The sequence below is a fragment of the Roseovarius aquimarinus genome, assembly GCF_043661195.1.
GTDB lineage: Bacteria > Pseudomonadota > Alphaproteobacteria > Rhodobacterales > Rhodobacteraceae > Roseovarius > Roseovarius aquimarinus.
This window is the reverse complement of record NZ_JBIHMM010000004.1, coordinates 1-26,076: the sequence shown is the minus strand read 5'-3', so window position 1 is coordinate 26,076 and position 26,076 is coordinate 1. Positions and strand designations below refer to the sequence as shown.

General features: G+C 66.0%; 28 protein-coding genes. 18 read left to right on the top strand and 10 right to left on the bottom strand.

Features of this window, described 5'->3' with window-relative positions:
- The first annotated feature begins 23 nt into the window (after window positions 1-23).
- The 4 genes from ACGRVM_RS13860 to ACGRVM_RS13845 are packed head-to-tail and all read left to right on the top strand — an operon-like array spanning window position 24 to window position 2,932.
- On the top strand, window positions 24-701 hold the full coding sequence (locus tag ACGRVM_RS13860; RefSeq protein WP_377172644.1) for a cell division ATP-binding protein FtsE: 678 nt from the start codon (window positions 24-26) through the stop codon (window positions 699-701).
- A complete protein-coding gene (locus ACGRVM_RS13855; protein ID WP_377172645.1) occupies window positions 698-1,603 on the top strand; it encodes a cell division protein FtsX in 906 nt (301 codons plus the stop codon). The genes ACGRVM_RS13860 and ACGRVM_RS13855 overlap by 4 nt, the downstream gene beginning before the upstream one ends.
- Window positions 1,600-2,340, top strand: coding sequence for a lysophospholipid acyltransferase family protein (locus ACGRVM_RS13850; protein WP_377172646.1), 741 nt, complete (start codon window positions 1,600-1,602; stop codon window positions 2,338-2,340). Before ACGRVM_RS13855 ends, ACGRVM_RS13850 begins: the two co-directional genes overlap by 4 nt.
- Window positions 2,327-2,932 carry an MSMEG_1061 family FMN-dependent PPOX-type flavoprotein gene (locus tag ACGRVM_RS13845; RefSeq protein WP_377172647.1) on the top strand — a complete coding sequence of 202 codons (606 nt, stop codon included), beginning with the start codon at window positions 2,327-2,329 and terminating at the stop codon, window positions 2,930-2,932. Before ACGRVM_RS13850 ends, ACGRVM_RS13845 begins: the two co-directional genes overlap by 14 nt.
- A gap of 63 nt (window positions 2,933-2,995) precedes the next feature.
- Here the strand turns inward: ACGRVM_RS13845 and lpdA are convergent, their stop codons facing one another.
- From lpdA to mdh, 10 genes are all read right to left on the bottom strand, one after another.
- Window positions 2,996-4,384 carry a dihydrolipoyl dehydrogenase gene (gene lpdA / locus ACGRVM_RS13840; RefSeq protein WP_377172648.1) on the bottom strand — a complete coding sequence of 463 codons (1,389 nt, stop codon included), beginning with the start codon at window positions 4,382-4,384 and terminating at the stop codon, window positions 2,996-2,998.
- A 122-nt stretch (window positions 4,385-4,506) separates the two neighbouring features.
- On the bottom strand, window positions 4,507-4,917 hold the full coding sequence (locus ACGRVM_RS13835) for an MAPEG family protein (RefSeq protein ID WP_377172649.1): 411 nt from the start codon (window positions 4,915-4,917) through the stop codon (window positions 4,507-4,509).
- Window positions 4,914-5,459 carry a uracil-DNA glycosylase family protein gene (locus ACGRVM_RS13830; RefSeq protein ID WP_377172650.1) on the bottom strand — a complete coding sequence of 182 codons (546 nt, stop codon included), beginning with the start codon at window positions 5,457-5,459 and terminating at the stop codon, window positions 4,914-4,916. Before ACGRVM_RS13830 ends, ACGRVM_RS13835 begins: the two co-directional genes overlap by 4 nt.
- Window positions 5,460-5,505: 46 nt before the next feature.
- A complete protein-coding gene (locus tag ACGRVM_RS13825; RefSeq protein ID WP_377172651.1) occupies window positions 5,506-5,778 on the bottom strand; it encodes a hypothetical protein in 273 nt (90 codons plus the stop codon).
- Between the two features lie 79 nt (window positions 5,779-5,857).
- A complete protein-coding gene (gene odhB / locus ACGRVM_RS13820; RefSeq protein ID WP_377172652.1) occupies window positions 5,858-7,417 on the bottom strand; it encodes a 2-oxoglutarate dehydrogenase complex dihydrolipoyllysine-residue succinyltransferase in 1,560 nt (519 codons plus the stop codon).
- A 3-nt stretch (window positions 7,418-7,420) separates the two neighbouring features.
- Window positions 7,421-10,381 (bottom strand): 2-oxoglutarate dehydrogenase E1 component, encoded by a 2,961-nt coding sequence (locus tag ACGRVM_RS13815; RefSeq protein WP_377172653.1) that lies wholly within the window; start codon window positions 10,379-10,381, stop codon window positions 7,421-7,423.
- A gap of 116 nt (window positions 10,382-10,497) precedes the next feature.
- Window positions 10,498-11,379, bottom strand: coding sequence for a succinate--CoA ligase subunit alpha (gene sucD / locus ACGRVM_RS13810; protein ID WP_377172654.1), 882 nt, complete (start codon window positions 11,377-11,379; stop codon window positions 10,498-10,500).
- A gap of 72 nt (window positions 11,380-11,451) precedes the next feature.
- Window positions 11,452-12,129 (bottom strand): class I SAM-dependent methyltransferase, encoded by a 678-nt coding sequence (locus ACGRVM_RS13805; protein ID WP_377172655.1) that lies wholly within the window; start codon window positions 12,127-12,129, stop codon window positions 11,452-11,454.
- Between the two features lie 47 nt (window positions 12,130-12,176).
- The gene (gene sucC / locus ACGRVM_RS13800; RefSeq protein ID WP_377172656.1) at window positions 12,177-13,370 is read right to left on the bottom strand and encodes an ADP-forming succinate--CoA ligase subunit beta; all 1,194 of its coding nucleotides are present in this window, start codon (window positions 13,368-13,370) and stop codon (window positions 12,177-12,179) included.
- Between the two features lie 274 nt (window positions 13,371-13,644).
- Complete coding sequence (gene mdh / locus ACGRVM_RS13795; RefSeq protein ID WP_377172657.1) at window positions 13,645-14,607, bottom strand: malate dehydrogenase; 963 nt, start codon at window positions 14,605-14,607, stop codon at window positions 13,645-13,647.
- A gap of 198 nt (window positions 14,608-14,805) precedes the next feature.
- Between mdh and ACGRVM_RS13790 the strand changes: the two genes are divergently transcribed.
- The 14 genes from ACGRVM_RS13790 to ACGRVM_RS13725 all read left to right on the top strand — a co-directional run bounded on the left by ACGRVM_RS13790 (window position 14,806) and on the right by ACGRVM_RS13725 (window position 25,742).
- Window positions 14,806-15,666 (top strand): HpcH/HpaI aldolase/citrate lyase family protein, encoded by an 861-nt coding sequence (locus ACGRVM_RS13790; RefSeq protein ID WP_377172658.1) that lies wholly within the window; start codon window positions 14,806-14,808, stop codon window positions 15,664-15,666.
- 5 nt (window positions 15,667-15,671) lie between these two features.
- Window positions 15,672-16,217 (top strand): NnrU family protein, encoded by a 546-nt coding sequence (locus tag ACGRVM_RS13785; RefSeq protein WP_377172682.1) that lies wholly within the window; start codon window positions 15,672-15,674, stop codon window positions 16,215-16,217.
- Between the two features lie 24 nt (window positions 16,218-16,241).
- Window positions 16,242-16,445: a DUF1737 domain-containing protein gene (locus tag ACGRVM_RS13780; RefSeq protein ID WP_377172659.1), complete on the top strand. Its 204-nt coding sequence runs from the start codon at window positions 16,242-16,244 to the stop codon at window positions 16,443-16,445.
- Entirely contained in the window at window positions 16,442-17,470 is a 1,029-nt protein-coding gene (locus tag ACGRVM_RS13775) for a MaoC family dehydratase (protein WP_377172660.1), read from the top strand. Before ACGRVM_RS13780 ends, ACGRVM_RS13775 begins: the two co-directional genes overlap by 4 nt.
- Before the next feature lie 90 nt (window positions 17,471-17,560).
- Window positions 17,561-18,016, top strand: a complete 456-nt coding sequence (gene dut, locus ACGRVM_RS13770) for a dUTP diphosphatase (RefSeq protein ID WP_377172662.1) — start codon at window positions 17,561-17,563, stop codon at window positions 18,014-18,016.
- Window positions 18,016-19,068 carry a HesA/MoeB/ThiF family protein gene (locus ACGRVM_RS13765; RefSeq protein ID WP_377172663.1) on the top strand — a complete coding sequence of 351 codons (1,053 nt, stop codon included), beginning with the start codon at window positions 18,016-18,018 and terminating at the stop codon, window positions 19,066-19,068. The genes dut and ACGRVM_RS13765 overlap by 1 nt, the downstream gene beginning before the upstream one ends.
- Window positions 19,065-21,077 carry a M3 family metallopeptidase gene (locus ACGRVM_RS13760; protein ID WP_377172664.1) on the top strand — a complete coding sequence of 671 codons (2,013 nt, stop codon included), beginning with the start codon at window positions 19,065-19,067 and terminating at the stop codon, window positions 21,075-21,077. Before ACGRVM_RS13765 ends, ACGRVM_RS13760 begins: the two co-directional genes overlap by 4 nt.
- 68 nt (window positions 21,078-21,145) lie before the next feature.
- Window positions 21,146-21,601: a universal stress protein gene (locus ACGRVM_RS13755; protein WP_377172684.1), complete on the top strand. Its 456-nt coding sequence runs from the start codon at window positions 21,146-21,148 to the stop codon at window positions 21,599-21,601.
- A 148-nt stretch (window positions 21,602-21,749) separates the two neighbouring features.
- Complete coding sequence (locus ACGRVM_RS13750; protein WP_377172666.1) at window positions 21,750-22,313, top strand: NifU family protein; 564 nt, start codon at window positions 21,750-21,752, stop codon at window positions 22,311-22,313.
- Window positions 22,306-22,968 (top strand): tRNA (adenosine(37)-N6)-threonylcarbamoyltransferase complex dimerization subunit type 1 TsaB, encoded by a 663-nt coding sequence (gene tsaB, locus ACGRVM_RS13745; RefSeq protein ID WP_377172667.1) that lies wholly within the window; start codon window positions 22,306-22,308, stop codon window positions 22,966-22,968. The genes ACGRVM_RS13750 and tsaB overlap by 8 nt, the downstream gene beginning before the upstream one ends.
- The gene (locus ACGRVM_RS13740) at window positions 22,955-23,377 is read left to right on the top strand and encodes a GNAT family N-acetyltransferase (RefSeq protein WP_377172668.1); all 423 of its coding nucleotides are present in this window, start codon (window positions 22,955-22,957) and stop codon (window positions 23,375-23,377) included. The genes tsaB and ACGRVM_RS13740 overlap by 14 nt, the downstream gene beginning before the upstream one ends.
- Window positions 23,374-24,006 carry a LysE family translocator gene (locus tag ACGRVM_RS13735; RefSeq protein ID WP_377172669.1) on the top strand — a complete coding sequence of 211 codons (633 nt, stop codon included), beginning with the start codon at window positions 23,374-23,376 and terminating at the stop codon, window positions 24,004-24,006. The genes ACGRVM_RS13740 and ACGRVM_RS13735 overlap by 4 nt, the downstream gene beginning before the upstream one ends.
- A gap of 60 nt (window positions 24,007-24,066) precedes the next feature.
- The gene (locus ACGRVM_RS13730) at window positions 24,067-24,984 is read left to right on the top strand and encodes a sulfite exporter TauE/SafE family protein (RefSeq protein WP_377172670.1); all 918 of its coding nucleotides are present in this window, start codon (window positions 24,067-24,069) and stop codon (window positions 24,982-24,984) included.
- Window positions 24,981-25,742, top strand: coding sequence for a TIGR02186 family protein (locus tag ACGRVM_RS13725; protein WP_377172671.1), 762 nt, complete (start codon window positions 24,981-24,983; stop codon window positions 25,740-25,742). The genes ACGRVM_RS13730 and ACGRVM_RS13725 overlap by 4 nt, the downstream gene beginning before the upstream one ends.
- The last annotated feature ends 334 nt before the right edge of the window (window positions 25,743-26,076 follow it).

Genomic DNA, 26,076 nt, shown 5'->3' with positions numbered 1-26,076 from the left:
AAATCGGGCATGAGGGGCAGCCGGTGATCGAGCTGGAAAATGTGGCCTATTCCTATGGCGGCGGCGAGCTTCTCAGCGATATCTCGCTGCGGCTCTCACCCGGCTCGTTTCATTTCCTGACGGGGCCGTCCGGCTCGGGCAAGACGACGCTGCTCAAGCTGCTGTACGGCGCGCTGATCCCGACCGCCGGTTTCGTGCGGCTTTTCGATGCGGATGTGCGCGAGCTGACGCGCGACGACATCGCACTCGCCCGCCGGCGGATCGGCGTGGTGCATCAGGATTGCCAGTTCCTCAACCACCTGTCGGTGTCCGAGAACATCGCCCTGCCGCTCATGGTGTCGGACCGCAACATGCTCGACGAGGACGCGAACCTGCGCGAGCTGACCGGCTGGGTCGGTCTCACGCAGCGTGCGGGCGCCCTGCCGCCCGAGCTTTCGGGCGGGGAGCGGCAGCGCGCGGCGCTGGCGCGCGCGATCATCATGTCGCCCGATGTCATCCTCGCCGACGAGCCGACGGGCAATGTGGACTGGGAGATGTCGCAGCGCCTCATGCGCCTGCTGATCGAGCTGAACCGCATGGGCAAGACGGTGATGATCGCGACCCACGACCTCGCCCTCATCCGCGCGGCCAAGAGCCAGGTTCAGGCGCGCGTGCTCCGGATCTCGAACCGGCGTCTGCAATTGGCGGGGGCGGATCTGTGAAGCTCGATCTCGAACGGCTGCGCGGCCTTTTGGCGGGCGATGCGGGGGCGGACCGGGTGGTGCCGCCCACGGGCTTCACCGCGTGGCTTACGCTCTTCGCCGCGGGCGCGATGGCCTTCCTCGCCGTCTTCGCGCTGGCGCTGTCGCTGGCGACGGCGCGGCTGGCCGATCGCTGGGGCGACGCGCTCGCGCGCAGCTCCACCTTGCGTATCTCGGCCCCGGAGGGCCAGATGGCGGCGCAGACGGAGGCGGCGCTGAAGGTGTTGAACACGACCGAGGGCATCGCCTCGGCCCGCGCGCTCAGCGCAGAGGAGCAGCGCGCCCTGCTCGAGCCGTGGTTCGGGCCGGACCTTCCGGTCGAGACGCTGCCCATCCCCCAGCTTGTCGAGATCATCGAGGAGGCTGACGGCTATGACGCCGCCGGCCTGCGCCTGCGCCTCGCCGCCGAAGTGCCGGGTGCCGTGCTCGACGATCATACCCGCTGGCGCGCGCCGCTTGTGCGCGCGGCCTCGCGGCTGCGGTTCATGGGATGGGTCTCGCTTCTGCTCATCGCGGGCACGGTCGCGGCGATGATCACGCTGGCGGCCAATGCCGCGCTTGCCGCGAATGCGCAGGTCATCGGCGTGCTGCGCCTCGTGGGCGCGCGCGACGGGTATATCGCGCAGGCCTTCGTGCGGCGCTTCACCTTGCGCAGCCTCGGCGGCGCGGCGGTGGGCATGGTGCTCGGCACGGTCGCGGTGGCGTTCCTGCCGCGCACCGAAGTGGGCGGCGGCTTTCTCACGGGCCTCGGCTTTCAGGGCTGGCACTGGCTCTGGCCGCTGACGATCCCGCTCCTGTCGGGACTGGTCGCGTTCCTCGCCACCCGCGCGGCGGCGGCGCGCACCTTGCGGGACATGCCGTGACGGGGGCGCTCCAATGGCTGCGCTCGCTCGCCTTCATCGTGCAGATGTATCTGGCGATGGCGGTGATCGGCCTTGTCTTCTTCCCCTGGGCGATCGTCAGCGCGCGGGGCGCGCGCACGGCTTGCAAGCTTTTCTGCATCTGGGTGCGCTGGAGCCTCGGGGCCATGGTCGGGCTTCGGACCGAGATCCGCGGCACGCCCCCCGAAGGCGAGGTGCTGATCGCCGCCAAGCATCAGTCCTTTCTCGACATCATCCTCATCTTCGGCGCCGTTCCGGCGGGCAAGTTCATCATGAAGCGCGAGCTGATGTGGGCGCCGATCCTCGGCCAATATGCGCTGCGCATCGGCTGCATTCCGGTCAACCGGGGCAAGCGGGGCGCGGCGGTCAAGAAGATGGTCGAGGATGTGGCGCGCGGCGCGGCGCAGCCGGGCCAGCTCATCATCTATCCGCAAGGCACGCGCGTCGCGCCGGGCGTCGCCGCACCCTACAAGATCGGGTCGGGCGCGATCTATTCCGAGATCGGTCAGGATTGCGTGCCGGTGGCGACGAATGTGGGTGTCTTCTGGCCCAAGCGCGGCATCCTGCGCAAGCCGGGCGTCGCCGTGGTGGAGTTCCTGCCGAGGATCGAGGCGGGCGTGCCGCGCGCCGAATTCATGGCGCGGCTCGAGACTGAAATCGAGGGCGCGTCGAACGCGCTTCTGACCGAAGCGGGGTTCGGCAAACATGCACTACGTTGAAGATATCGCGGCGCTCGAGGCGCTCTACGGCACGCCCAGCGTCGCCGCGCAGCGCAAGGTCTCGGACCGGCTCCTGCCGCTTCATGCCGAGTGGATCGCCGCCTCGCGCTTTTGCGTGCTGAGCACGGTCGGACCGAACGGCACCGATGGCAGCCCGCGCGGCGATGACGGCCCGGTGGTGACCGCGCTCGACGCGCGCACGCTCGTTATGCCCGATTGGCGCGGGAACAACCGGATGGACAGCCTGCGCAACATCGTCGTGGATGGCCGCCTGTCGCTGATATTCCTCGTGCCGGGATCGAACACCGTGATCCGCGTCAACGGGCGCGGCCGGGTGACGACCGATGCCGCGCTTCTGGCGCGGTTCGGCAAGGACGGGCAGATGCCGAGGACTGCGGTGGTGATCGAGATCGCCGAGGTCTATCTGCAATGCTCGCGCGCGCAGCAGCGCTCGGGGCTCTGGACGCGGGACGACAGCGACGGGTTGCCCAGTATGGGCGAGCTGCTGGCCGAGGCGACCGAAGGCGCGATAGAGGGCGCGGCATTCGACCGCGAATGGGCAGATCGATCGGTGCGCGAGATCTGGTCGTAATCCGGCGTTTGCGAGGAAAACCGCCCCGATAGCCCGCGATGCGGGACTATCGAGGCGTCTCGATCAAGCGTGGATCGCGCCGTCGCCGCAGGCGAGGGCGGCTTCGCGCACGGCCTCGGAATAGGTCGGATGCGCGTGGCAGGTCAGGGCCAGATCCTGGGCGGCAGCGCCGAATTCCATCGCGACGCAGACCTCGTGAATGAGATCGCCCGCCGAGGGACCGATGATGTGGCAGCCGAGGATGCGGTCCGTCTCCTTGTCCGCGAGGATCTTGACGAAACCGTCGGCGGCGAAATTCGCCTTGGCGCGGCCATTGCCCATGAAGCTGAACTTGCCCGCCTTGTAGGCGCGCCCCTCTTTCTTGAGCTCTTCCTCGGTCGCGCCGACCGAGGCGACCTCGGGATGGGTGTAGATGACGCCGGGGATGACGCCGTAATTGACGTGCCCGTGCTTGCCCGCCAGCACCTCGGCGCAGGCCATGCCCTCGTCCTCGGCCTTGTGGGCCAGCATCGGGCCGTCGATCGCGTCGCCGATGGCATAGATGCCCTTGACGTTCGTCTGCCAGTGATCGTCCGTCTTGATCTGGCCGCGGTCGGACATCTCGACGCCGAGCTTGTCGAGCCCCAGACCATCGGTGAAGGGCTTGCGGCCCGTTGCCAGAAGCACGGTATCGGCCTCGATCTCGGCCTCGCTGTCGTCCTTGCGCAGCTTGTAGGTGACGGTGGCCTTGCCGCCCTTCACGTCGCAGCCCTGCACGGCGGCGCCCATGATGAACTCGATCCCCTGCTTTTTCAGGATGCGCTGGAAGGTCTTCTGCACTTCCGCGTCCATGCCGGGGGTGATCGCGTCGAGATATTCGATCACCGTCACCTCGGCGCCGAGGCGGCTATAGACGCTGCCCATCTCGAGGCCGATGACACCCGCGCCGATGACGACCATCTTCTTCGGGATCTTGGCGAGTTCGAGCGCGCCCGTGGAGCTGACCACGGTCTTCTCGTCCACCTCTACGCCCTTGAGGCCGGCCGGCTCGGAGCCGGAGGCGATGATGATGTTTTTGGCCTCATGTGTGTCGTCGCCGACCTTGACCTTGCCCGCTTCGGGAATCGAGGCCCAGCCCTTGATCCAGTCGATCTTGTTCTTCTTGAAGAGAAACTCGATCCCCTTCGTGTTGCCGTCGATCGTCTCCTGCTTGTAGTCCTGCATCTGCTTCCAGTCGACCGAGGGCGACTTGCCCTTGAGGCCCATGGCCGCGAAATTGTGCTCGGCCTCGTGGAGCATGTGCGAGGCGTGCAGCAGCGCCTTGGACGGGATGCAGCCGACGTTGAGGCAGGTGCCGCCCAGCGTCTCGCGCCCCTCGACGCAGGCGGTCTTGAGGCCCAGCTGCGCGCAGCGGATCGCGGCGACATAGCCGCCGGGGCCGGAGCCGATCACGATGACATCATATGTGGCCATGGGTGGGGTTCCTTTGCATCAGATGCGGTCGCTCTCGAAAAAACAGGGATTTCTTCGCAGGGTCAACCGGAGGGGGAAAGTGGTTTGGGGCGGGATATGGGTATTCGCAGTAAGATGAAAGATCAGACCAGCGCCGCCAGAAGCATCAGCGTGGTGGCGCCGAAGCCCACCACCCAGACATAGGAGCGCCACGGCACGAGGCCGAAGTAATAGGCGGGAACGTAGGCGATCCGCGCGGCGAGATAGACCCATGCGCAGGCGGCGGTGAAGCCGCTCGACTGGTCCGAGACGGTGATGACCGTGCAGGCGATGGTGAAAAGGATGAGCCCCTCGAAATGGTTGTTGAGCGCGCGCACGAGGCGCGCGGTCGTCGGCTTGACCTGGTCGATCATGGGGCCGCCCATCCGCTCGGGATCGCGGGGCGACATCGTCTTGGCGGGACCGAGCTCGAGATTGACGGGAACGGCCATGAGGACGAATTGCACGACTTGCAGAAGGGCCGCGAGGGTGAGGACGGTAAGCTCGGGTGTCATGACGCGATTGCCTTTGCGATGAGGGCCGCGCGGGCGTCGAAGCTGCCGATGCGGGCCGAGGGGTGAGGAGCGATGGCGTGGTCGATGCCGAAATGGCTGAGGACATTGGCGGCATCCGTGCCGAGCGCGACGGGGCGCCGGCCCATCAGCTCGTGCCGGCCGATCGCGTCGAAACTCGCGCGGGCATGGGCGGCGGGGATGGTGCTGGAGCGTTTCGGCGTCAGCAGATGGAAGACGGGGGTGATGTAGATGTCCTCGCGTCTGAGGTTCAGAAGCGCGAGCGCCTTGTCGATGACGCGGATGAACGGGTTGTCCGGCAGGTGGCCGTAACGCTGGAGGTGGGTGCGGTGCTCCATCGCCGAGGGCGCGTCGAGCCAGTCCTTCGAGATGAGGAGGGGCCCCCCGAGGTTGCCGCAGGCGATCTGGATGGGCGAGACATAGTCGCCGTCGAAGCCGTAGTCCGCAAGGGTGGGATAGTCCGGCAGGCGGAAGGCGCGGCGGGCGGCTATGGCGCGGGTGTAGGGAGCGCAGGCGTCAATCATCAGGCGCAGCTCCGTTTCCACATGGTCGCCGGTGGCGGACTACTGGTCATTCGTTTTTCGCCTTCTTCGCTCTGATCCAGCCGATGAACGGAATAACCCAACCGAGCAGCGCCGCGGACAGAACCAGCTTCGCGGATGGCCTGGCGAAGGCATCGGCTCCGCCAATCCAGACCATGCAGACCGAGAATAACGCACAAAAGAGCCAAATCCTGAATGCGAAAGCAATTGGACGATCTTTGGCAAAGACGGCGAGCCTTCTTCGCCAAGCTGTGTGGCGCGGAAACTCTTTGTCGAAATCTGGTTCGGGAGTGTGGCTCATGCGCTTTCCCAGCTGCGGTCAGGGGCGGAAATGGCTCCGGCCCCTGACTGCCTTGCGAAAGGGTGCAGTGCGGCGTGGATCACAGATCCATCAGCAACCTGCGCGGATCCTCCAGCGCCTCTTTGACGCGCACGAGGAACGTGACCGCGCCCTTGCCATCCACGATACGGTGATCGTAGCTGAGGGCCAGATACATCATCGGGCGGATGACGACCTCGCCCTTGATGGCCATGGGGCGGTCCTGGATCTTGTGCATGCCGAGGATGCCCGATTGCGGCGGGTTCAGGATGGGCGAGGACATGAGCGATCCGTAGACCCCGCCGTTCGAGATAGTGAAGGTGCCGCCCTGCATCTCTTCCATGCTGAGCTTGCCATCGCGCGCCTTGGCGCCCTTCTCGGCGATGGCCTTCTCGATGGCGGCGAAGCCCATCGCGTCGGCGTCGCGGATGACGGGAACGACGAGGCCCGTGGGCGTGCCGGTGGCGATGCCCATATGGACGAAGTTCTTGTAGACGATCTCGGTACCGTCGATCTCGGCATTGACCTCGGGAACTTCCTTCAGCGCGTGCACGCAGGCCTTGGTGAAGAAGGACATGAAGCCGAGCTTCACGCCATGCTTCTTTAGGAATTCGTCCTTGTACTCGTTGCGCAGCGCCATGACCTCGGTCATGTCCACCTCGTTGTAGGTGGTGAGCATCGCCGCCGTGTTCTGGCTGTCCTTGAGGCGCTTGGCGATGGTCTGGCGCAGGCGCGTCATCTTGACCCGCTCTTCGCGGTCGGCATCGGAAGCCGGAGAAGGCGCGCGCTTGGGCGCGGCGGGGGCGGGCGCCTCGGCCTTGGCGCCGCCGTCCTTGGCCGCCTTGGCCACATCCTCTTTCATGATGCGGCCGTCCTTGCCGGTGCCGGTGACCTGATCGGCGCTGAGCCCGGCCTCGGCCATCGCCTTCTTGGCCGACGGGGCGTCCTCGACATCCTTGCCGCCGCCCGCCTTGGGCTGCTGATATTGATCGCCGTCCGCAGGGGCATCGTCCTTCGCCTGCTCGACGCCGCTGTCGCTGCCCGAGGAGAGCACGGCGAGCTTGCCGCCGGCCTGCACGGTGTCGCCCTCGTTCGCGAGGATTTCCGACAAGGTGCCGGCGCCGGGGCTCGGCACCTCGACCGAGACCTTGTCAGTCTCGAGCTCGCAGAGCATCTCGTCGGCCTCGACGGTGTCGCCGGCCTTCTTAAACCATGTGCTGACCGTCGCCTCGCTGACGCTCTCGCCCAGGGTGGGGACCATCACGTCGATGCTGCCGCCGCCGCCGCCGGATGCCTTCTCGGTCTGCTTGCCGTCCTTCGGCTCGGGCTTGGCTTCGGACTTCTCTTCCTTGGCGGGTTTTTCGTCCTTGCTCTTGGCTCCCGAGCCTTCCTCGATCGTCGCGAGAAGCGCATCGACGCCGACGGTCTCGCCCTCGGGGGCGACGATGTCGCCCATCGTGCCCGCGGCGGGGCTGGGCACCTCGACGGTGACCTTGTCGGTCTCGAGCTCGCAGAGCATTTCATCGGCCTCGACCTTGTCGCCCGGCTTCTTGAACCAGGTGGCGACGGTGGCTTCGGAGACGGATTCTCCCAAGGTGGGAACGCGGACTTCGGTGCTCATGACTTAGTTTCCTTTGATCGTCAGCGCGTCGTCGACGAGCGCTTCTTGTTGTGCCTTGTGCTGGCTCGCGAGGCCCGTGGCGGGCGATGCCGCAGCCGCGCGGCCCGCGTATTCCGGGCGCTTGTGCTTGGCGTCGATGCGGCCCAGCACCCATTCGATATTGGGCTCGATGAAGGACCATGCGCCCTGGTTCTTGGGCTCTTCCTGACACCAGACCATCTCGGCCTGCTTGAACCGCTCCAGCTCCTTCACCGCGGATTGCGCGGGGAAGGGATAGAACTGCTCGAAACGCATCAGGTAGATGTCGTCGATGCCGCGCTTGTCGCGCTCCTCGAGCAGATCGTAATAGACCTTGCCCGAGCACATGACGACGCGCTTGATCTTGTCGTCGGCCACCAGCTCGGTGTCCGAATTGCCGTATTGCGCATCGTCCCACAGAACGCGGTGGAAGCTCGAGCCGATGGTGAACTCCTCGGCCTTCGAGACCGCCAGCTTGTGCCGCAGAAGCGATTTCGGCGTCATCAGGATCAGCGGCTTGCGGTAGGTGCGGTGCAGCTGCCGGCGCAGGATGTGGAAATAGTTGGCCGGGGTCGTGCAGTTGGCGACGATCCAGTTGTCCTGTCCGCACATCGTCAGGAACCGCTCGAGACGTGCCGAGGAATGCTCGGGCCCCTGGCCTTCGTAGCCATGGGGCAGAAGGCAGACGAGGCCCGACATGCGCAGCCATTTCGATTCGCCCGAGGAAATGAACTGGTCGAACATGATCTGCGCGCCGTTGGCGAAATCGCCGAATTGCGCTTCCCAGAGGGTGAGCGCGTTCGGCTCGGCCAAGGTGTAGCCATACTCGAAGCCGAGTACGGCATATTCCGACAGCATCGAGTCGATCACCTCGTAGCGGGCCTGCCCCTCGCGGATGTTGTTGAGCGGGTAATAGCGCTCTTCGTCATCCTGGTTGATGAGCGCCGAATGCCGCTGGCTGAAGGTGCCGCGCGTGCTGTCCTGCCCCGAAAGGCGGACCGGAAAGCCCTCGGTCAGGAGCGAGCCGAAGGCCAGCGCCTCGCCCGTGGCCCAGTCGAAGCCCTCGCCGGTCTCGAACATCTTGGCCTTGGATTCGAGCAGGCGCTGCACTGTCTTGTGCAGCGGGAAGCCGTCCGGCGCCTTGCAAAGGGCCGTGCCGATCTCGTGGAAGGTCTCTTCCTTGATGGCGGTCTGGCCGCGTTGGTAATCCTCTTCCTTGCGGTCGAGATGGGACCATTTGCCGTCCAGCCAATCGGCCTTGTTCGGCTTGTAGTTGGCGCCCGCCTCGAACTCGTCGGCAAGATAGGACTGGAAGGCGTCCTTCATGTCCTCGACCTCGCCCTCGGGAATGAGGCCGTCCTTGACCAGGCGTTCGGTGTAGAGGGTCAGCGTGGTCTTCTGCTGCTTGATCTTCTTGTACATCACCGGGTTGGTGAACATGGGCTCGTCGCCCTCGTTGTGACCGAAGCGGCGATAGCAGATGATGTCGATCACGACATCCTTCTGGAACTTCTGGCGATATTCCGTGGCGACCTTGGCGGCGTGGACCACGGCCTCGGGATCGTCGCCGTTCACGTGGAAGATCGGCGCCTCGACCATCAGCGCGATGTCCGTGGGGTAGGGGCTGGAGCGGCTGAAATGCGGCGCGGTGGTAAAGCCGATCTGGTTGTTCACCACGATATGCATCGTGCCGCCGGTGCGGTGACCGCGCAGGCCCGAGAGGCCGAAGCATTCCGCCACGACGCCCTGACCCGCGAAGGCCGCGTCGCCGTGCAGCAGGATCGGCAGAACCTGCGTGCGCTCGGTGTCGCCCAGTTGGTCCTGCTTGGCGCGCACCTTCCCCAGAACGACGGGGTTCACCGCCTCGAGATGGCTGGGGTTGGCGGTCAGCGACAGGTGCACCTTGTTGCCGTCGAATTCGCGGTCCGAGCTGGCGCCGAGATGGTATTTCACGTCGCCCGAGCCGTCCACGTCATCAGGCTTGAAGCTGCCGCCCTGAAATTCGTTGAAGATCGCGCGATAGGGCTTGCCCATGACGTTCGCGAGCACCGACAGGCGGCCGCGGTGCGGCATGCCGATCACGATCTCCTTCACGCCCAGATTGCCGCCGCGCTTGATGATCTGCTCCATCGCGGGGATGAGGCTCTCGCCGCCGTCGAGGCCGAAGCGCTTGGTGCCCATGTATTTGACGTGGAGGTATTTCTCGAGCCCCTCGGCCTCGACCATCTTCTTGAGGATCGCCTTGCGGCCCTCCTCGGTGAAGTTGATCTCGTTGCCATAGCCCTCGATCCGTTCCTTGAGCCATCCGGCCTGCTCGGGGTCGGAGATATGCATATATTGCAGCGCGAAGGTGCCGCAATAGGTGCGGCGCACGATGCCCATGATCTCGCGGATCGACGCGATCTCGAGACCGAGCACGTTGTCGATGAAGATCGGGCGGTCCCAATCCTCGCCGGTGAAGCCGTAACTCTCGGGATCGAGCTCGGGGCGGAAGGGCTGCTCGCGCAGGCCGAGCGGATCGAGATCCGCGATGAGATGCCCACGGATGCGGTAGGCGCGGATCAGCATGAGCGCGCGCACCGAATCGAGCACGGCGCGCTGGATCGCCTTGTCGCTGACCTCGGCACCCTTTTCGCGGGCCTTCTCGGTCAGTTTCTTGCCCACGGCCTTCGCCTCGGGCTCGGCCGGGTATTCGCCTGTCAGGGCCGAGGTCAGATCGTCCTGCGGCATGGGCGGCCAATCGGCGCGCGCCCAGGAGGGGCCAGCGGCCTCGGCGGTGACATCGCTGCCGTCATCGCCCATTTCCTTGAAGAATTTCTGCCACGCCTCGTCCACCGCATTCGGATCGTTCGCGTAGCGCGCGTAAAGCTGTTCGAGATACTCCGCGTTATGTCCCTGCATGAAGCTGGAGGCATGAAATTGGTCGTTCGGGGATTGGTCGGTCATTGGAGCACCTCAAACAGGTCGGGGCATAGGGAGCTTGCCATGCGGGCGATGCCGCGATGGCTGTTGTGGGGGCGGGTCAGGGCCCGCCCCCGGATATGGCGCGTTGGCCGCATGATTTACCCGATCGCCTCCAGCACCGCCTCGCCAAGACCCGCTGGGCTTTCGGCGACGATGATCCCGGCGGATTTCATCGCCTCGATCTTGTCATCCGCGCCGCCCTTGCCGCCGGCGACGATGGCGCCTGCGTGGCCCATGCGGCGGCCCGGAGGGGCGGTGCGGCCTGCGATGAAGCCTGCGGTCGGCTTCCAGCGGCCGCGCTTCTTCTCGTCCGCGAGGAACTGAGCGGCTTCTTCTTCGGCCGATCCACCGATCTCGCCGATCATGATGATCGACTGCGTCTCGTCATCGGCGAGGAACCATTCCAGCACGTCGATATGCTCGGTCCCCTTGATGGGATCGCCGCCGATGCCGACGCAGGTCGATTGGCCGAGACCCACATCCGAGGTCTGCTTGACCGCCTCATAGGTCAGCGTGCCCGAGCGGCTGACGACGCCGCAGGAGCCGCGCTTGTGGATATGGCCGGGCATGATGCCGATCTTGCAGGCGTCGGGCGTGATGACGCCGGGACAGTTGGGGCCGATCAGCTTCGATTTCGAGCCTTCCAACGCGCGCTGCACGCGCATCATGTCGAGCACCGGGATGCCTTCGGTGATGCAGACGATCAGCTCCATCTCGGCGTCGATCGCCTCGAGGATGGAATCCGCCGCGAAGGGCGGGGGCACGTAGATCACGGAGGCGTTCGCTTCGGTCGCGTGCTTGGCCTCGTGGACCGAATTGAAGACCGGCAGATCGAGATGCGTCTGGCCGCCTTTGCCGGGGGTCACGCCGCCGACCATCTTGGTGCCGTAGGCGATGGCCTGTTCGGTGTGGAACGTGCCCTGGCTGCCGGTGAGACCCTGGCATATGACCTTGGTGTTTTCGTCGATGAGAATGGCCATGTATCTAGGCTCCTTGATGTGTCTTTTGTGTTTCTATCGGGGCGCGATGGCGCCCGCAGGGCCGCTGGGATGTCACGGTGCCTCCTGGCTGGCATGATGCCGCTCGACGGCCTCGATGACCTGCGCGCGCGACCAAAGGCCCATCGAGCGTTGGCGCCGCCCGCGACTTGTCTCCAGCACCTCGGGGCTCAGATCGATCTCGCCGGTTTCGGCGATCGTCTCGAGCGGTTCGGGGAAGTTGAACGGTGCGGCGCAAGGGTTGAACGGCGCAAAATCCCCGTTCTTGCGCAGCCTCTTGTTCCAGGTGCCGTGATGCATGCTTGTCAGCAGGAACGAGATGCCGCTCTGGGCGAAATTCTCGAAAAATTTCCAGCGCAGCCACCATTTGAGGTGAAAGAGGCAGTCGCGGCACATCATCATGTCGGCGTCGGGCAGCGGATCCGAGGTGATGTCGAGATGCACGAATTCGCGGTTCTTGCGCCCATGCTCCGCGCGCACGGCCTCGATCACTTCGGCGGAAATGTCGCCGCCGGTGTAATGCGTACGCCCCAGCTTGGTGTGCTGCATCCAGAACCAGTCGCCGCAGGGTGCGTCGAGAAACCGTTTGACCTTGTAGCGTTTCAGCAGGTCCGGCAGCGCCGCGCGCAATGCTTCCGTCGCCTCGAGCGTGGAGCCTGAACCGGAGCGCGATTCCACCTTGCGCCCGGACCAGTCCTTGGTCTCGAATTCGTCTCTCAAAGCATCGCGCATCGGCTTTCCTTACGCTTTCGCACTGCCGCCACCGGGGCGCGCGTCGCTCACCCCTTCACCGCCTTCACGATCTTCTGGGCGCCGTCCTTGAGGTCATCCGCCGCGATCACGTCGAGGCCGGAGTTGTTGATGATCTCCTTGCCCTTCTCGACGTTCGTGCCCTCGAGACGCACGACCAGCGGCACTTTGAGGCCGACTTCCTTGACCGCGGCGACCACGCCCTCGGCGATGACGTCGCAGCGCATGATGCCGCCGAAGATGTTGACGAGGATGCCTTTGACCTGCGGATCGGACGTGATGATCTTGAACGCCTCGGTCACCTTCTCCTTGGTCGCGCCGCCGCCCACGTCGAGGAAGTTGGCAGGCTCGGCGCCGTAGAGCTTGATGATGTCCATCGTCGCCATGGCAAGGCCCGCGCCGTTGACCATGCAGCCGATCTCGCCGTCGAGGGCGATGTAGTTGAGATCGTACTTGGAGGCTTCGAGCTCTTTCGGATCCTCTTCGGTCGTGTCGCGCAGCTCGGCGATATCCGAGTGGCGGTAGATCGCGTTGCCATCGAAGCCCATCTTGGCGTCGAGGCATTTCAGATCACCCTTGTCGGTCACGATCAGCGGGTTGATCTCGAGCATCTCCATGTCTTTTTCGATGAACATCTTGTAGAGCGTGCCCATCAGCGCGACGCATTGCTTGATCTGCGCGCCTTCCAGACCGAGGTTGAACGCGATGCGGCGGCCGTGGAAGGCCTGATAACCGGTCGCGGGATCGACGGAGAAGCTGAGGATCTTCTCGGGCGTCTTTTCGGCCACTTCCTCGATGTCCATGCCGCCTTCCGTGGAGGCGACGAAGCTGACGCGGCTGGTCTGGCGATCGACCAGCAGGGCCAGGTACATCTCGGTTTCGATGCCGCTGCCATCCTCGATATAGATGCGGTTGACCTGCTTGCCGGCCTCGCCGGTCTGCTTGGTCACGAGGGTGCGGCCCAGCATGCGCTTGGCCTCCTCGGCGGCTTCCTCGACCGACTTGGCAAGGCGCACACCGCCCGCATCGCCGGCGCCGGCCTCCTTGAACTTGCCCTTGCCGCGGCCGCCAGCATGGATCTGCGCCTTGACCACCCAGAGGGGTCCGTCCATCTCGCTGGCCGCTGTCTTGGCTTCTTCGGCGCGCAGCACGACGCGCCCGTCCGAGACGGGGGCGCCGTAGGAGCGCAGGAGAGCCTTGGCCTGATACTCGTGGATGTTCATCTGAAACTGTCCCGTTTTTTGTAATCGCCTCTGGTATACATAGAAGCGTTGCCAAGGATTAAACGGTTTTTGCGTTTCGCCCGGGCCTAAACGGTGAAATTTCGACATTTGTGATCACACGAATATCTTGTGTGATCACAAATATTGTCGCGGGTGCGCCGGGAGGAATCATGCGGCGCGCCGAAGAGACAAAAAGACCCCGGCGGTGGGTGCCGGGGCCTCGGGTCGTTTGGGTGCATCCGGCCCGCGTGCGGGCCCGCAGCGGCTGCTGCGATCAGGCCAGCGTGTTGTCGATTTCCTTGCACGCCTTGACGAGGCCTTTGACGGCGTCGACCGACTTGTCGAACATGGCCTGCTCGTCCTTGTTCATCTTGATCTCGACGACACGCTCGACGCCGCCCGCGCCGATCACGGTCGGCACGCCGACATAGAAGCCGTTGAGGCCATAAGCGCCATCAACATGCGCGGCGCAGGGCAGGACACGCTTCTGGTCCTTGAGATAGGCCTCGGCCATTTCGATCGCCGAGGTGGCGGGCGCGTAGAAGGCGCTGCCCGTCTTGAGCAGGCCGACGATCTCGGCGCCGCCGTCACGGGTGCGCTGGACGATCGCGTCCATCTTCTCCTGCGTGGTCCAGCCCATGTCGATCAGGTCCGGCAGCGGGATGCCCGCGACGGTCGAATAGCGCACCAGCGGCACCATCGTGTCGCCATGCCCGCCCAGAACGAAGGCCGAGACGTCGCGCATCGAGACGTTGAACTCGAGGCTCAGGAAATGACGGAAGCGGGCCGAGTCGAGCACGCCCGCCATGCCGCAGACCTTTTCATGCGGCAGGCCCGAGAACTCGCGCAGCGCCCAGACCATCGCATCGAGCGGATTGGTGATGCAGATGACGAAGGCATCGGGCGCGTTGGCGGCGATGCCTTCACCGACGGCCTTCATGACCTTGAGGTTGATGCCCAGAAGATCGTCACGGCTCATGCCGGGCTTGCGCGGCACGCCGGCGGTGACGATGCAGACATCGGCGCCTGCGATATCGGCGTAGGATTGCGTGCCCTTCAGCGACGCATCGAACCCCTCGGAGGGGCCGCTCTCGGCGATGTCGAGCGCCTTGCCCTCGGGCGTGCCCTCGGAAATGTCGAACAGGACGATGTCGCCCAGCTCCTTGATGGCGGCGAGATGAGCGAGCGTGCCGCCGATCTGTCCCGCGCCGATCAGTGCGATCTTGGGTCTGGCCATGGGTATTACCTCCGATTGGCGAATAAATTCCGCCGTGGGGGTAGTCCTATTCGCTCGCGCGCGCAAGGGTGCGGCGCTGCGGCGGCAGGATCGGGCGCCGGGTTTTCTGCGGCGCGGCAAGAAATGGCTTGAACAAATGCGCCGCGAAATGGCATCCCTGCGCAATATTGTTTCAACGCACCGCGCAGGAGAAGGCCGATGGACACCGCCACCCGCCCGTATCGATCCGTTCTGTATATCCCGGCTTCGAAGGAGCGCGCCCTCGAGAAGGCGCGTGATCTGCCCTGCGATGCGATCATCTTCGATCTGGAAGATGCGGTGGCGCCCGATGCCAAGGCCGCCGCGCGCGATGCGCTCGCCGCCGCGCTGAGGGCGGGCGGCTACGGGCGCCGCGCAAAAATCGTGCGGATCAACGCGCTGACGAGCGAATGGGGGCTCGAGGACGCGCGCAGTCTCAAGGACGCGGGCGCCGACGCGATCCTTCTGCCGAAGGTCAACACGCGCTCGGATGTGGACAATCTGGTCGATCTGATCGGCGAGGACATGCCGATCTGGGTGATGATGGAAACGCCCGTCAGTGTCTTCAACGCGCGCGACATCGCCGCGCATGGGCGCGTTGCGGCGCTGGTCACCGGCACCAATGACCTGACGAAGGATCTGGGCAGCCGCACGCGCCCGGACCGCCTGCCGCTGATGCTGGCTTTGCAGACCATCGTGATGGCGGCGCGCGCGGCGCGGATCATCGCCATCGACGGCGTCTACAACCGCTTTCGGGACGGCGATGGCCTCGCCGCCGAGTGCGAGCAGGGCCGCGATCTCGGCTTCGACGGCAAGACGCTGATCCATCCGGCGCAGATCGAGGGCGCGAACCGGGCCTTCGCGCCGACCTCTTCCGAGATCGACCTCGCGCGCCGCCAGATTGCCGCGTATGAAGCAAGTCAGGCTTCGGGCGAGGGCGTCGCGGTCGTGGACGGCACCATCGTGGAGAATTTGCACGTGGTCGCCGCGCGGCGCATATTGGCCAAGGCGCAGATTCTGGCGGAAATGGAGACGGCATGATGGGCATCGCGATACTGATACTGGGGCTCGCGCTCTGGTCGGGCGGGCATCTCTTCAAACGGCTGGCGCCCGAGGCGCGGGCGGCCATGGGCGCCAAGGGACGCGGGCCGATCACGCTCGTGCTGCTGGGCGGGGTCATCCTCATGGTGATCGGCTACCGCATGTCAGACGGCGCGTTTTTCTGGGGGCGCCACCCCGCGACGGTCGGCATCAACAATCTGCTGATGCTGCTTTCGGTCTATCTTTTCGCGGTCGCGGGAATGAAGACGGCGCTGGCGCGCCGCATGCGCCATCCGATGCTGGGCGCCGTGAAGGTCTGGGCGCTCGCGCATCTGCTGGTGAACGGGGACGTGGCATCCTTCATCCTCTTCGGCGGCCTTCTCGCCTGGGCGGTGCTCGAGGTCATTCTCATCAACCGAGCCGAGCCGGAATGGACGCCCCCGCCCGCCAAACCGGCGAGCAAGGAAATCATCGCGGTCGTGGCGACGCTCGTCATCTATGCGGGTATCGTCGCGGTGCATTACGCGCTGGGCTATCCGACCTTCGGATAGGCCGCCTGAACCAAAGAGGACATCATGAAACTCTACCGCTTTCTGAGCGCCGACGACACGTCGGCCTTCTGCCACAAGGTGACGGATGCGCTGAACAAGGGCTGGGAGCTCTATGGCACGCCCACCTATGCCTATGACGAGGCGAACGGCGTGATGCGCTGCGGGCAGGCCGTGACCAAGGAGGCGCCGGGCGTCTATTCGCCGGATGTGAAGCTGGGCGAGCAATGAGCAAGACGACCGCCGGCCGCTTCTTCGAGGATTACCACGTCGGTCAGGTGATCGAGCATGCGGTGCCGCGTACCGTCGGCGCGGGCGAGCGGGCGCTCTATCATGCGCTCTACCCGGCGCGGCATGCGCTCTATTCGTCGGACGCCTTCGCCCGCGCCTGCGGGCTGGCGGCCTCGCCGCTAGACGATCTGATCGCCTTTCATACGGTTTTCGGCAAGACCGTGCCGGATATCTCGCTGAATGCGCTGGCCAATCTGGGTTACGCCGAGGGGCGCTGGCTCGCGCCGGTCTGGCCGGGCGATACGCTGCGCTCGGTCTCGGAGGTGATCGGGCTCAAGCAGAATTCGAACGGCAAGTCGGGCGTGGTCTGGGTGCGCACGCAAGGCGCCAACCAGCACGGGCAGCCGGTGCTGGACTACGTGCGCTGGGTGATGGTCCGCAAGCGCGACGCAGACGCGCCCGCGCCCGAGACCTGCATTCCCAATCTTGCGTCCGCGCTCGACGCGGAGGAGCTCATCGTGCCCGAGGGGCTCGATTTCAGCGCCTATGATTTCGCGCTTGCGGGCGAGCCGCATCGCTGGGGCGATTACGCGGTGGGCGAGGTGATCGACCATGTCGATGGCGTGACCATCGAGGAGGCCGAGCACATGATGGCGACGCGCCTGTGGCAGAACACCGCCAAGGTCCATTTCGACGCGACCGCGCGCGAGAACGGGCGGCTTATCTATGGTGGCCACGTCATCTCGATGGCGCGCGCGCTCAGCTTCAACGGGCTTGCGAATGCCCAGATGATCGTCGGACTGAATGGCGGCGCGCATGCCAATCCCTGCCATGCGGGCGATACCGTCCGCGCGTGGAGCGAGGTTTTGGACCGCGCCGAGACCGCGGCGCCGGGCGTGGGTGCGCTTCGGCTGCGGCTCGTGGCGACGAAGGGCGGTGCGGCGGGCGTGCTCAAGGGCGAGGACGGACGCTATCTGCCGGAGGTTCTGCTCGATCTCGATTACTGGGCCCTGATCCCGATGTGACATCGCGGGCGGCGGCGCTATGCTCTGCCGCGCGGCGCACGTGCGCCGTGCGAGATTCGAGTTGTTCTGGAAAGATGAAAGGTCTGCGGGATGGTGACGGTGACGCTGAGCTGGATCCCGGGCGCGGACCGCGCGCTGGGCCTTCCGGATTATGCGACGGCGGGTGCGGCGGGCGCTGATCTGCGCGCGAACTTCCCGGATGGCGAGGACGTGACGCTGGCGCCGGGCGCGCGGGCGCTCATTCCGACCGGCCTCGCCATGGCGATTCCCGACGGCCACGAGGTGCAGGTCCGCCCACGCTCGGGGCTGGCGCTCAAGCATGGGGTCACGGTCGCCAATGCGCCGGGCACGATCGACAGCGATTATCGCGGCCCGGTGGGCGTGATCCTCATCAATCTGGGCGATGCGCCCTACGAGATCGCGCATGGCGCGCGCATCGCGCAGATGGTGGTGGCGCCGGTGACGCGCGCGGCCTTCGATCTGGCCGAGACGCTGGACAAGACCGCGCGCGGCGCGGGCGGGTTCGGCTCGACGGGGCAAGGCTGATGCTGCTGGTCCTTCTTCTGGCTGCTGCGCTCTGGGGTCTCGGCGCGCTTCTGGGCACGCCCCGGCGGATGCGCCTGACGATGATCGGCATGCTCTGGGTCGGGGTGGTTCTTCTGCATCTCGTCCTGCCCGCCGGCAATCCCCTGCGCCTCGCCACCGGCGAGAGCGCGGCGCCCTGGCTTCTGCTCGGCGGTCTCGTCGCGCTCATCATGGCCTATCGGGCGGGCCTTGCGCGGGTGCGGGGGCGGGCCGATGCGGTGCGCGCCGAGGCCGAGCCGCAGCGCGACGGCGCCTTTTCGGAGGTCGAGCTCGAGCGCTATGCGCGCCATATCGTGCTGCGCGAGATCGGCGGGCCGGGTCAGCGCGCGCTCAAGGACGCGAAGGTGCTGGTGATCGGCGCCGGAGGGCTGGGCGCGCCCGCGCTCACCTATCTCGCCGCCGCCGGGGTGGGCACCATCGGGGTGATCGACGACGACGCGGTGGATCTGTCGAACCTTCAGCGCCAGGTGATCCACCGCGACCGCGATATCGGCGTGCCCAAGGTGCATTCCGCCGCCGCCGCCCTGCGCGCGCTCAACCCGCATGTCGAGATCCGCCCCTATGAGCGGCGCCTGACCGAGGAGATCGCCCGCGATCTTTTCGAAGACTATGACATCATCCTCGACGGCTGCGACAATTTCGAGACGCGCCATCTGGTCAACCGGACGGCGGTCGAGACGGGCAAGCCCATGGTGTCGGGCGCGTTGACGCAATGGGAAGGGCAGCTCAGCATCTTCGATCCCGCGCAGGGCGCGCCCTGCTATGCCTGCGTCTTTCCCGAAGTGCCCGCCGAGAGGCTGGTGCCGTCCTGCGCCGAGGCCGGGGTGATGGGGCCCTTGCCGGGGGTCATCGGCTCCATGATGGCGGGCGAGGCGATCAAGCTGATCACCGGGGCGGGCACGCCGCTTCGAAGAACGCTCTTCATCTATGACGCGCTTTATTCGGACGCGCGCCGCATCAAAATCGAGCGCCGCCGCGATTGCGCGGTCTGCGGCGCCAAGGAGGATACATGAGCAATCCGCTTCTGGGAGATTGGGACACGCCCTTCGCGATCGCGCCGTTCGGGCGCATCGAGGACAAGCATTTCGGCCCCGCGCTCGAGACCGCGCTGACCCTCGCGCGGGCCGAGATCGTGGCGATCGCCGAGGATCCCGAGGCGCCGAGCTTTGCCAACACGATCGAGGCGCTCGAGGCGTCGGGCAAGGCGCTCGACCGGGTGCTGAGCACGTTCTTCACCGTCGCGGGCGCGGACAGCAATCCGGAGCGGCAGGCGCTCCAACGCGAATTCGCGCCGAAGCTCGCGGCCTATTCCTCCTGGGTCTATTCGCAGAAGGCGCTCTTCGCGCGCATCGAGGCCCTTTGGGAGCGGCGTGATCAGCTCAACCTGACCGACGAGCAGGCGCGCGTCCTGATGCTGACCCATCGCGGTTTCCGGCGGCGCGGCGCCGCGCTTACCGGCGCCGAGGAAGCGCGGATGCAGGACATCATGGCCCGGCTGGCCGAGCTTGGGACGGCCTTCACGCAGAACCTGCTGGCGGACGAGGCGGGCTGGCATATGGAGCTGAGCGAGGCCGACCTCGAGGGGCTGCCCGATTTCGTCGTGCGCAGTGCGCGCGATGCCGGCAAGGAAAAGGGGCTGGAGCGGCCCGTCGTCACGCTCTCGCGCTCGCTGATCGTGCCTTTCCTGCAATTCTCTCCCCGCCGCGATCTGCGCGAGAGGGCATTCGCCGCTTGGGCGTCGCGCGGCGCGAACGGGGGCGAGACCGACAATCGCGCCATCGCGGACGAAACGTTGGCGCTGCGGGCCGAGCGGGCGCGGCTTCTGGGATACGAGGATTTCGCGCATTTCAAGCTCGAGACCGAGATGGCGGGCACGCCGCAGGCGGTGCGCGATCTGCTCATGCAGGTCTGGGAGCCCGCCCGCGCACAAGCGCTCCGCGATGGCGAGTTGCTGACGCGCATGATGCATGAGGACGGTATCGAGGGGCCGCTCAAACCGTGGGATTGGCGCTATTACTCGGAAAAACGCCGGCAGGCCGAACACGATCTCGATGAGGCCGAGCTCAAGCCCTATCTTCAGCTCGAACGGATGATCGAGGCGGCATTCGCCTGCGCAAGCCGCCTTTTCGGCCTCGAATTCAGGCCGGTGGACGTGCCGCTCTACCATCCCGATTGCCGGGCGTGGGAAGTCACGCGCGGCGGCGCGCATGTCGCGGTCTTCATCGGCGATTATTTCGCGCGCGGATCGAAACGCTCGGGCGCGTGGTGCAGCGCGATGCGCGGGCAGGCGCGCTTTCCCGAGCGGCAGGGACCGGTCGTCATCAACGTGTGCAATTTCGCCAAGGGCGATCCGGCGCTTTTGAGTTACGACGACGCGCGCACGCTCTTTCACGAGTTCGGGCACGCGCTGCACCAGATGCTGTCGGACGTGACCTACGAAAGCGTCAGCGGCACCTCGGTCGCGCGCGATTTCGTCGAATTGCCGAGCCAGCTCTATGAGCATTGGCTCGAAGTACCCGAAGTGCTCGCCGAATTCGCCACCCACGCCGAGACGGGCGAGCCGATGCCGAAGGCGCTGCTGCAGAAGGTGCTGGATGCGGCGAGCTATGACATGAGATTCCAGACGGTGGAATATCTAGGCTCGGCGCTGGTCGATCTCGCCTTTCACGAGGGCGCGCCGCCCGCCGACGCGATGGCGCGCCAGGCGGAGGTGCTGCGCGATCTGGGCATGCCCGAAGCGATCACGATGCGCCATGCGACGCCGCATTTCGCGCATGTCTTCGCCGGGGACGGCTACAGCTCGGGGTATTACAGCTACATGTGGTCCGAGGTGATGGATGCCGACGCGTTCCAGTCCTTCGAGGAAGCGGGTGGCGCCTTCGATGCCGAGCGGGCGAAGGCGCTGGAGAAGACCATCCTGTCGCGCGGCGGCTCGGCGGATGCGGAGGCGCTTTATCTCGCGTTTCGCGGCAGGATGCCGGGGCCGGAAGCGCTCTTGAAAGGCCGCGGCCTCGCGGCTTGACGCTGCGCGTGATCTTGCACGGGGCGGGGCCGGGTGGCATGATCGGCCCGGCCATTCTGGAGAGTGAGATGCGCAAGTTCATGGTCGTCCTCGACGACAGCCGCGAATGCCTGAACGCCATGCGCTTCGCCGCGATGCGCGCCTCCCATACGCAAGGGGGCGTCAAGGTTCTGGCCGTAATTCCGCCCGAGGAGTTCAATCACTGGATCGGCGTCGGCGATATCATGCGCGAGGAGCAGCGCGAGCGCATCGAGGCGCATTTCGAGGTCTTTGCCAAGTGGATGCGCGACAAGCAGGGGGTGAACCCCGAGCTGGTCATCCGCGAGGGCGAGCCGGTGGCCGAGATCATCGCGCAGATCAGCGAGGATGCCGAGGTGGGCGTTCTGGTGCTGGGCGCCTCGGCGGACGGCAAGGGGCCGGGGCCTCTGGTCAGCCAATTGAGCCGCAGCGCCGGGAGCCTGCCCATCCCGATCACCATCGTTCCGGGCGATCTGAGCAAGGAACGGCTCGAGATGATTACCTGACGGCACATACCCGAGGGGCGGGGGCTTCCCGAGAGCCTGCTCACGCCAAGATGATTGCCGCAGCGGTCAGTTTAGAATGGTTCCAAACCTTGACTTGGCGCGCGGCGGGGCGCATATGCAAGGTCATAGCTTTCAAGGGGGCCTTCCCATGTTCATCCAGACCGAGTCCACGCCGAACCCGGCGACGCTGAAATTCCTGCCGGGCCAGACCGTCATGCCGGCGGGCACCGCGGATTTCCCCTCGGCCGAGAACGCGGGCGCATCGCCGCTGGCGAGCCGGGTCTTCGCCGTCGATGGCGTCACGGCCGTTTTCTTCGGCAATGACTTCATAACCGTCACCAAGGGTGAGGGTGTGGAGTGGGATCACATCAAGCCGGGCATCCTCGGCGCGATCATGGAACATTTCCAGTCGGGCCAGCCGGTCATGGCGGATGGCGGCACCGCGCCGTCGGGCCATTCCGAGCATACCGGAGAGGACGGCGAGATCGTCGGCCAGATCAAGGAGCTGCTCGACACCCGCGTGCGCCCCGCCGTCGCGCAGGATGGCGGCGACATCACCTTTCACGGCTTCGACCGGGGCGTCGTCTACCTGCACATGCAGGGCGCCTGCGCCGGGTGCCCGTCCTCGACCATCACGCTGAAGATGGGCATCGAGAACCTGCTGCGCCATTACATCCCCGAAGTCACCGAGGTGCGTCCTGTCGGTGTCTGAGCCACTCGTCCTCGGCGTCGACACGTCCGGGCCTTATTGCAGCGCCGCCCTTATCCGGGGCGGCGCGTTGCTGTCCGGCCTCGACGTCGAGATGCCGAAAGGACAGGTCGAGGCGCTCTTTCCCATGCTGGAGAACTTGCTGGCTGAGGGCGGCGCTTTCTGGAGCGATCTTTCGGCCATCGGTGTCGGGACCGGCCCCGGCAATTTCACCGGCATCCGCATTTCCGTCTCGGCCATGCGCGGATTGGCGCTCGCGCTCGATGTGCCGGCCGTGGGGGTGAGCCTTCTGGACGCGCTGGCCCATGCCGCGCCGGGTCCGGTTCTGGCGGCGATCGCGGCGCCGCGCGGTCAGGCCTATATCGCGGGGCGCGGCATGGCGCATGACTTGGCCCCCGCCTTGGTCGCCATCGAGGAGCTTCCGCACGAGCTTGCCGAGCCGGGGCTGGTCGCGATCGGCTCCGCCGGAGACGCCGTGGCCGCGCATTTGGGCGTGCCACATGCCGCGCCGGCCTTCGCGCCCGGAGAGGCCATCGCGCGGATCGCGGCAACGCGCTGGCGCACCGAAACGGCGCCGGCGACGCCATTCTATCTCAAGGCCGCGGATGCTGCGCCTGCGCGCGACGCGCCTCCGGTCATTCTCGATGAGCCTGCCTGACAGCCTCGCGCGCCTTCATGCGCGCGCCTTCGCTCCGACCGGGCGCGGCTGGAGCGCGGCGGAATTCGCCTATCTCATCGACGCGCCGCATTGCTGCCTTCGCCACGAGACCTACGGCTTCGCCCTGAGCCGCGTCATCGCGGGCGAGGCCGAGCTTCTGACCCTCGCCACGGACCCCGAGCATCGCCGCCAGGGAATCGCCGCGCGCCTTCTGGCAGCTGTCGAAAGCGCGGCGATGGACATGGGCGCGGATCGGCAGTTCCTAGAAGTGGCGGCGGACAATCCGGCGGCGCGCGCCTTGTATTCGGCATTCGGTTATGCGGAGATCGCGCGGCGCGCCGGATACTACGCCCGGCCCGGCGGCACGCCCGTCGATGCGCTGGTGCTGAGCAAGGAGCTGACGCCGTGACCGATTTCGCCCCGTTTCTGCCCGGCTTCATCGCCGCCTATTCCATCCTTCTTTTCGCCGCGGCCTCGCCCGGCCCTGCCGTGGCGATGCTGCTCGGGGTCGCGCAATCGGAAGGGCGGCGCGATGCGCTGGTCGCGGCGACAGGCATCGCCGCCGGAAGCGCGACGATCAACATTGCGACCCTCCTGGGCGTCGGCCTGATCCTGAGCCAGGCGGCGTGGGCGATGGGCATCCTGCGCCTGATCGGTGCGGCCTATCTTTTGTGGCTGGCCTACGGCGCCTTCCGCAAGGCGCTGGCGCCCCCGGTTCTCAAGGCGCGCGAGGTGCGCCGCCGCAGTCTGCCGCGCCGGTTTCTCGCCGGCTATCTCTTGCAGGTGACCAATCCCAAGGCGCTGGTTTTCTGGCTGGCCATCGCCTCGATCGGGGCGACGCAGGGCGGGGGCGCGCCCGTGGTGCTCCCCTTCGTCGCCGGGGCCTTCGCCATTTCGCTCGGCGCGCATGGCGCCTGGGCGCTTCTTCTGTCCGCCGATCCGATCCGGCGCGCCTATGCGCGCGGGCGGCGGTGGATCGAGGCGGGGCTGGGCGTGTTTTTCGTCTTCGCCGCGTGGAAGCTCGCCGCCGCGCGATAAGCCGGGGCAGCGTCGCGCCGGACGCTTGCCAAAGAGGCGCGCCGGGGGCTACGACAGGTCATGCAAATCTACCTGCCCATCGCCGAGGTTTCGGTCAACATCTTCCTCCTGCTGGGCCTCGGCGGTCTCGTCGGTGTGCTTTCGGGCATGTTCGGGGTCGGTGGCGGGTTCCTGATGACGCCGCTGCTGTTTTTCATCGGCATCCCGCCCGCCGTCGCGGTGGCCACGGGCGCGAACCAGATCGTCGCGTCGTCCTTCTCGGCGGTGCTGGCGCATTTCAGGCGCAAGGCGGTCGATCTGAGGATGGGGACGGTGCTTCTGATCGGCGGTCTGATCGGCGCGGGTCTCGGGGTGATGCTCTTCAACTACCTCAAGGCGCTGGGGCAGGTCGATCTGCTGGTGACGCTATTCTACGTGGTCTTCCTCGGCATCATCGGCGCGCTGATGTTCGTCGAGAGCATGCGGGCCATCCGCCGCAGTCGCCGGGGCGGCCCCGTCGCGCCCCGCAAGAAGCACACATGGATCCAGAAACTGCCGCTCAAGATGCGGTTCCGGACCTCGGGCCTCTACATCAGCATCATCCCTCCCATCCTCGTCGGCATGTCGGTGGGCGTGCTGGCGGCGATCATGGGGGTCGGCGGCGGCTTCATCATGGTGCCCGCGATGATCTACCTGCTCGGCATGCCGACGAAGGTGGTGGTTGGCACATCCCTTTTCCAGATCATCTTCGTCGCGGCCTTCACCACGCTTCTGCATGCGACGACCAGCCATATCGTCGACATCGTACTGGCGCTCTTCCTTCTGGTCGGCGGAGTCGTCGGGGCGCAGTTCGGCACGCAGATCGGCTCGCGCATGAAGGCCGAACAGCTGCGCATTCTGCTCGCACTTCTCGTGCTCGCCGTCTGTTTCAAGCTGGGGCTCGATCTTCTGTTGCGCCCGGCCGAGCTTTTCTCGATCAGCGAGATCACCCCGAAATGACGCGGCTCCTGCTCATTTTCTCGCTGATGATGGCGGCACTGCCCGCGTGGGCCGAGGACGTGGTGCTGGGCCTCAGCCGCAACAGCATTTCGATCGACACCACCTTCGACGGCTCCGAGATCCTGCTTTTCGGCGCGATCAAGCGCGAGGAGGCGATTCCCGCCGACGAGCTGGGCGTGGTCGTCGCCATCGCGGGCCCGAGCCAGCCGCTCGACGTGCGCCGCAAGGAACGGCGTCTCGGGATCTGGGTGAATGTCGATGCGGTCGAGGTGGATGCGGCGCCGAGCTTTTATGCGGTCGCGACATCGGGCCCCTTCTCCGAGGTGCTGAGCCAGGTCGAGGATCTGCGCCACAAGATCTCCATTCCGCGCGCGATCCGCTCGGTCGGGGCGCCGGGGGGCGTGGTGGATTCGCAAAGCTTCACCGATGCGGTCATCCGCATCCGCGAGCGCAGCGGCGCCTACAAGATGCGCGAGGGCGCCGTCGAGGTCAGCGAACAGACGCTCTTTCAGACGTCCATCGAGCTTCCCGCCAACCTGACCGAGGGAGATTACGTCACGCGCATCTTCCTGACGCGCGAGGGCGCGGTCGTCTCGAAATACGAGACCATCATCGACGTGCGCAAGGTAGGCCTCGAGCGGTGGCTCTTCGTCCTCTCGCGCGAGAACGCGCTTCTCTATGGCCTCATGTCCCTCGCGATCGCGATCGCCGCAGGGTGGGGCGCGTCGGCGGCCTTCAGATTGCTGCGCCAGGGCTGAGCTTTGCCGCGAGTCGCGACAGGGTTCGTGCCTGACGAAGCGCGATCATGGTCCGGAATCGCCGGGACGCGAGGTAAGCTTGGCAAAAGCGCGTCACATCCTCTGCCCGATTCTCGCCGCCACGGGGCGCGAAGAGGGGTTGGCAGCTTGGAGTGCCCTCATAAGTCACTGAAAATATGATTATTTCAAGATTCACTTTGGAAAAACGACAAGTCGTGCGAAAAAGGGGTTGCGGCCCATCGGTTCTCACCTTAAATCCCCCTTCACCGGCGGCGCTGAGGCGCTTCTGGGGAGTTGGACGGGAAGTCGGGGCTGAGCTTCGATGGATCGTTCG